We start from the raw sequence: 6,201 nt of genomic DNA on the forward strand, positions 1-6,201 counted from the left end.
CGGCTGAGAATGAATAATTTTAAGGATAATCGCTGTCTGAGTGAATTTGACTTTTTGGGCACTCTTATAATAAAAAATTAAAATGAGTTTCTAAAAGCGTTTCTCCATCTTTCTATTTTTGCAAATGAACATTTTAAAATTTCTTCTATTTCTTTTGTTGAAAAAGGTTTTAATATATAATCATCTGCACCAGCTTCTATGGCTTCAACAACTCTTTCCATTGTAGAATTTCCTGTAATCATTATTATATGAATTAAAGAGTTTAAATTTTTTACTTTTTTTAAAAATTCAAAAGCATCTAATCCTGGCATTACAATATCCAATAAAACAACGTGAAATTGATCTTCATTTATTTTTTTTAGAGCAATATCAGCATTTTCTGCAGTTTCTATTTTTGTGTGTTCGAAATTCATTTCAATATAGTCTTTTAAAACTTCTCTTATTCCAGATTCGTCATCAACTATTAAAATTTTCCATGACATAACTATTCCTCCTTTACTTTTGGAATTTTTAAAATAAATTTTGTTCCCTTTTTAAAATTACTTTCAACATTGATTTCTATATTATGCTTCATACAAATATTATAAACAAAGAATAATCCATATCCCATACCTCTTTTGGATTTTGTAGTGAAAAATGGTTCAAAAATTCTGTTTATATTTTTATCTGAAATTCCAATGCCATTATCTTTTATTGTAACAATATAAAATGTAGGTAACTTTTCAAGTTGAATATTGATAATTCCATTTTTATTTGTTTCTTGTATAGCTTCAATTGAATTCTCTATGAGATTTGAAAAAACTATCATTAACTCCTGTTTATTTCCGTATATATAATATGAATTATTTTCGTAGTTAAGATTTATTTCAATTTTTGAACCGGCTTTGTATCTCATGAATTTCACAACACTTTTTAGTATATCTATTAAATTAAGTCTGGATTTAATTTCAGTTCTTTTTACAAGACTTCTGAAAAGATTTGTTATTTCAATTATTTTGTATAGATTATCAGAAATTAATTTAATATCCTTTTCATATTTTTTATCAATATTTTTTGAAAGCATTTCTGTTTTCATTAAAATTACAGATAAAGGATTATTTATTTCATGAAACATCCCAATAATAAGGTTATTTGCTATATTTAGATAATCAAAATCTTTTTGATGATGTATATGTTTAAAGGTGTATTCAAGTATTGATGAGTGTGTATTTATCATTTTTATAATATATTCTTTTATATTTGTTGGAATATTGTCATCTATATTATAGTAATATTTGTGTCCAAATATATTAAATTGATATTTTGATTTTTTATATATCGAATAACTGGAAATAAGTTTATAATCAACTAATAAGCTGATAAAATTATCAATTATTTCACTCTTGTTGAGTGTATTTAAAGAAATATAAAGTGAAGAAATTTTTAGTGAAAAATCGAGTAATGACTGAAGAATCTCCGAATTATTATTATTTTTTAAATTCATAAAAATCACCTTTATTTTGAAAAATATAGTATATAATTTGGAGTTTCTATGTTCTAATTTTTGTGATATAATTTAAATAAAGATTAATAATATATATTATATTATACTATTTTTCAAATAAAAAGTAAAATTTATATCCGGTATAATCATAAGTTTGGTATTTATAATAATAGAGGTGACTTTTATGGAACTTCATACTATGCTTTATTCAAAGGACAAAAATGAAGTTTTAAAAGCTCTTAAAATTATAGAAAATGAAAAAAGAGATGTCTTTGCAAAGGAACTTTTAGTTATATTAAAAAATGAAAACGATATCATCATACAAGAATCCATTATTTATACTTTAAAGCATTTAAATTTAGACAGTATATCGGATGATATCTTTCTGGAATTATTGAAAGAGGAAAATTTATTACTTAAAGAGCTTATGCTCTCTCTTTTAAGTTTTTCAAAAAAAATGAAGGTTTTAAGTAAATTGTTAGAATCGGAAGATAAGGATTTTAGAAAATATGCATTAGATGGTTTATATAGAACAGATGCAAAAGAAGCTATTCCATTAATTGCAAAATGCCTCGATGATTCTGATATAAATAATCAAATAGCAGCTGTAGAATATCTGGGATTGCTTGGAGCGAGGAAATATGCAGAAAAAATAGCATTAAAATTGTCGAATACAAAAAATTTATTTTTGATTTCTACAATCTTAGAAACGCTATCTATTATTGGTAATGAAAATACAGATAGGATAGTAAGCGAAAAGCTTAAAACCATTAATAGTACATATTTGTATATTCCATATGCAAAATATATATTTAAAAGAAAAGATATGTATGAATGTGTGGAGTTTTTCAAAAGATCAGAAAAAAAGGAGTTAATATTAAAAGAATTTTTGGATTTTCTTTCAAAACATGCAAAAAAAATCTACATTTACTCTAAATTAAAAAAAGAAATATTAGATATTTTATCGGAACTCTTAAAAGAAAATATTCCAGATGAATATAAATATGATATATTGATAATTTTAAATAATCTTTTAGAAGATGAAATTGTTGAGATATTAAAGAATAATATAGTGCATTTAAAAAATGAGGGATTAATAGCTGCGGTAGAAATTGTAAATGAAAGAAAAATAATTTCACTGAAAAAAGAAATGCTAAATAAGATAAACGAACTTCCTGAACAAATGAAATTTATGGCGGAAGAAATATTTAAAGATTTGGAGATAGAAGAATGATAGATGTGTTAAACTTTAATCAGTTGAGGGATTATATATATGAAAAAACAGGAATATATGTCGAAGATAAAAGAATATATTATTTTAAGAATCGAGTTCTCAGAAGAATGAGAAAATTGATGTTAGATGATCCTGAAATATATTTTAATTTTTTAAAAAACAGCGAATATGCAGATATTGAAATGGCGAAACTCATTAACGAAATTACAGTAAATGAAACATATTTTTTTAGAGAATTTCTTCAATTGCAAACTTTTGCAGAATATGCATTGAAGGAAGTTTTAGAACATAAAAAGAATAAAACAATAAAAGTTCTTTCAGCAGGATGTGCTTCAGGAGAAGAACCTTATACATTGTCTATAATTTTAAACGAAATGCTTGATTCAAATTATTCATTTAAAATTGATGCTCTTGATATTGATGGTAATATGGTAAAAAAAGCAGTGGCTGGTATATATGGTCAATATGCAATTAGGGATGTTCCACAGGTATATTTGAAAAAGTATTTTGAAAAACTAAATAAAGGATTATACAAAATAAAAGAAAAAATCAAAAAAAATGTAAATATTTATAATTTAAATTTAATTGAAGATGAAACTTATAAAAAACTTGATAATAATTATGATTTTATTTTTTGTAGAAATGTATTTATTTATTTCACAGATGATATTCGAAGGAGAATAATTGAAAGATTTTATTTAATGTTGAATGATGGTGGATACATATTTCTTGGGCATTCTGAATCTATAAACAGGATAACAAACGCTTTCCAAATTGTTAAAGCTAATAATTTTATTTTATATAGAAAACCTGTTAGGGAGGGGACAATTAATGCGCAAAATATTAATAATAGATGATTCTAAAATGACGAGAAGTTATCACGCTAATATTTTAAAATCTGCAGGATATGAAATATATGAAGCTGAAGATGGAGCTAAAGCTTTAGATATTTTATATAGAGAAGAAAAAATAGATATAATTTTAACTGATTTGAACATGCCTAATCTTGATGGATTCTCTTTAATTAAAAAGATAAGAGAGGATGATAATTATAAAGATATACCTATAATAATAATAACAACATTAGATAAATCAACAGATAAAATGAAAGGTTTTGAGGTTGGTGCAAATTTTTATATTGTAAAGCCATCTGATCCAGAATCATTGGTAGAAAGTGTGAAATTAGCATTGGGAGATGGCTAAAGTGAAAATGCATTTTGATAAGAGTTTTATTGAAAGTATATTGAATGATTTTAAAGAAGAATTAAATGAAAATATAAATCTTGCTGAAAATGTGATGATAGATTTTGAATATAACCAAAATTCAAAATCTATAAATTCGTTAATGAGAGCATTTCATAGTATTAAGGGTGTTTCGAGATTGCTTTTATCTATGGATATTCCTAAAGAATATATTGAAAATGCAAAAAAAATAGAAAAAGTTTCGCATTTTCTTGAAGACTATGTATTGGAATTTGAAAGAAATCCAGAAAATATAAGAAATATTGATAAAGTATATGAAGGTATAGATATATTGAAAAGTTTGACAAAATCTTTTGAAGATATGGATAAATCAATAGATATAACTCCATTCTTAAATAGAATAAAAAATAATATTGAAGAATTAGAAAAAAATAAAACAGATGCTAAATTAAAGGTTTTTTTGAATATATCTTCACAATTTTTCGAATATTTAGAAAATGCAGAAAAATATGATGAATCACAATTGAAAAGAATGGCATATCCGGCTTTTAATGCTTTAAAACGCCTTAAAAATGAAAATTTAATACAGAGTTTTCAGAAAATAATAGATAATGCATTAAATCATGACAAAAAACTGGTGAGAAAGTGTATTATTGATTTTAATAATATATTATTTGTTAAGTCAAAATCAAATAATATATATGAAATAGACTATAAACCAGAATTTTCAGAAACAATTAGAATTGATATAAAAAAATTAAATAAAATTATGAATTTAGTAGGTGAATTGATTACTTTAAAGAATTCTTCTTATTTTCTATTAAAAGAATTATTAAATATTTCTTCAAACTTATATAAAGAATACAAAAGTATTGTCTTAAATCTCGAAAAGATAACTATGGAGCTACAGGATCAAATAAAAATGATAAAAATGGTGCCAATAAAAGAATTGTTTTATAAATATAAAAGGTTGATAAGAGAGCTATCCAAAAACAGGAATAAAGAAATAAATCTTGAATTAATAGGTGGAGATGTTGAGGTTGATAGACAAATATTAGAGCGATTAATTGATCCATTAACGCATTTGATTAGAAATGCTATAGATCATGGAATAGAGCTGCCAGAAGAAAGGGTAAATATTGGAAAAAGGAAAGAAGGATTAATCAAAATTAAATCATATTATGAAAGCGGTTATGTTTTTATTGAAATAAGCGATGATGGAAGAGGTATAAATCCAGCATTAATTAAAGAAAAAGCGAAAAAAATAGGATTAAATGTAAATTTACCAGATGAAGAGATAATATATTATATATTTGAACCGGGTTTTAGCACCTCTGAATATGTAGACGAAATATCTGGTCGTGGGATTGGGATGGATATAGTTAAATCAAGTATTGAGGAATTAAACGGGACTATTACAGTTGAAACAAAAATTAATGAAGGAACAAAATTTATTCTAAAAATACCAAGTTCTTTTTATATTGTTAAAGGTATTATGTTTTATAGCGGAGAGGAAAAATATATATTCCCTTTTGATGATTTAGAACAGATAATAAAAGTAAGTAAAGATAAATTACATAATTTTTCAAATATTATTTTTATGGACTATAACGATGAGTTAATTCCTGTTTATGATTTAAGGGGGATTTTAGAAAATAAAAAATATGAATATGAAGACATTCTTCAAAGAGAATATGAATATGATTTAATGCCTATGATTATTCTAAACTATAACAATGAAGAAATAGCTATATTAGTAGATAAAATAATTGAAGAAAACGAATTTTTGATGAAGCCTTTACCAGAATATTTAAGACACGATTATATATTTGGCTCTACAATTTTAGGAAATGGCGATGTTGTTTTAATACTTAAACCAACTGAATTGGTACTATAATGAATGAAATTATTGTGTTTGCTAATAGAAAAGGTGGTATCGGTAAAACAACATTAGCCTTTGAATTGAATGAAAAGATTTCATTACTAATTAGTAAGATAGAGCGAATTCAATTTAGAGAGAGGCAATCCAGAAAACAAAGTAAAAAATAAACCAGAGGAAAGAAAAGGGGACAAAAAAGTAGAAAATAAATATGAAAAGTGAAATAAAGACAAAAACAATCAATGAGAAATACAAATGAGAGTATATGCTTAAATTAAGTATTGTGTAAAAATATGTATATATCAAAGAAAGAAATACAAATAATGGAAAAAACTAAAAAGAACTAAAAAACTTAGACGCTTTAATTTTAATAAATTTGGCAGACTTAAAAATATAAATAAA

At 24.1% G+C, this 6,201-nt stretch carries 6 protein-coding genes; 4 read left to right on the forward strand and 2 right to left on the reverse strand.

The window, feature by feature from the left end; translation table 11 throughout:
* Nucleotides 1-77: 77 nt before the first annotated feature.
* Complete coding sequence (locus XO12_RS09175) at nt 78-482, reverse strand: response regulator transcription factor (RefSeq protein ID WP_047265986.1); 405 nt, start codon at nt 480-482, stop codon at nt 78-80.
* Nucleotides 483-484: 2 nt separating this feature from the next.
* Nucleotides 485-1,483 carry a sensor histidine kinase gene (locus XO12_RS09180; protein WP_047267299.1) on the reverse strand — a complete coding sequence of 333 codons (999 nt, stop codon included), beginning with the start codon at nt 1,481-1,483 and terminating at the stop codon, nt 485-487.
* 184 nt (nt 1,484-1,667) lie between these two features.
* Here XO12_RS09180 and XO12_RS09185 point away from each other — a divergent pair, with 184 nt between their 5' ends.
* From XO12_RS09185 to XO12_RS09200, 4 genes are read left to right on the forward strand one after another with little or no spacing between them, the layout of a single operon-like run.
* Nucleotides 1,668-2,717 carry a HEAT repeat domain-containing protein gene (locus XO12_RS09185; RefSeq protein ID WP_175420170.1) on the forward strand — a complete coding sequence of 350 codons (1,050 nt, stop codon included), beginning with the start codon at nt 1,668-1,670 and terminating at the stop codon, nt 2,715-2,717.
* A complete protein-coding gene (locus XO12_RS09190) occupies nt 2,714-3,574 on the forward strand; it encodes a protein-glutamate O-methyltransferase CheR (RefSeq protein WP_175420171.1) in 861 nt (286 codons plus the stop codon). The genes XO12_RS09185 and XO12_RS09190 overlap by 4 nt, the downstream gene beginning before the upstream one ends.
* Nucleotides 3,549-3,920 carry a response regulator gene (locus tag XO12_RS09195; RefSeq protein ID WP_047265990.1) on the forward strand — a complete coding sequence of 124 codons (372 nt, stop codon included), beginning with the start codon at nt 3,549-3,551 and terminating at the stop codon, nt 3,918-3,920. The genes XO12_RS09190 and XO12_RS09195 overlap by 26 nt, the downstream gene beginning before the upstream one ends.
* Nucleotides 3,913-5,817, forward strand: a complete 1,905-nt coding sequence (locus tag XO12_RS09200) for a chemotaxis protein CheA (RefSeq protein WP_084822663.1) — start codon at nt 3,913-3,915, stop codon at nt 5,815-5,817. The genes XO12_RS09195 and XO12_RS09200 overlap by 8 nt, the downstream gene beginning before the upstream one ends.
* The last annotated feature ends 384 nt before the right edge of the window (nt 5,818-6,201 follow it).

This window comes from Marinitoga sp. 1154 (genome assembly GCF_013363285.1).
Lineage (GTDB): Bacteria > Thermotogota > Thermotogae > Petrotogales > Petrotogaceae > Marinitoga.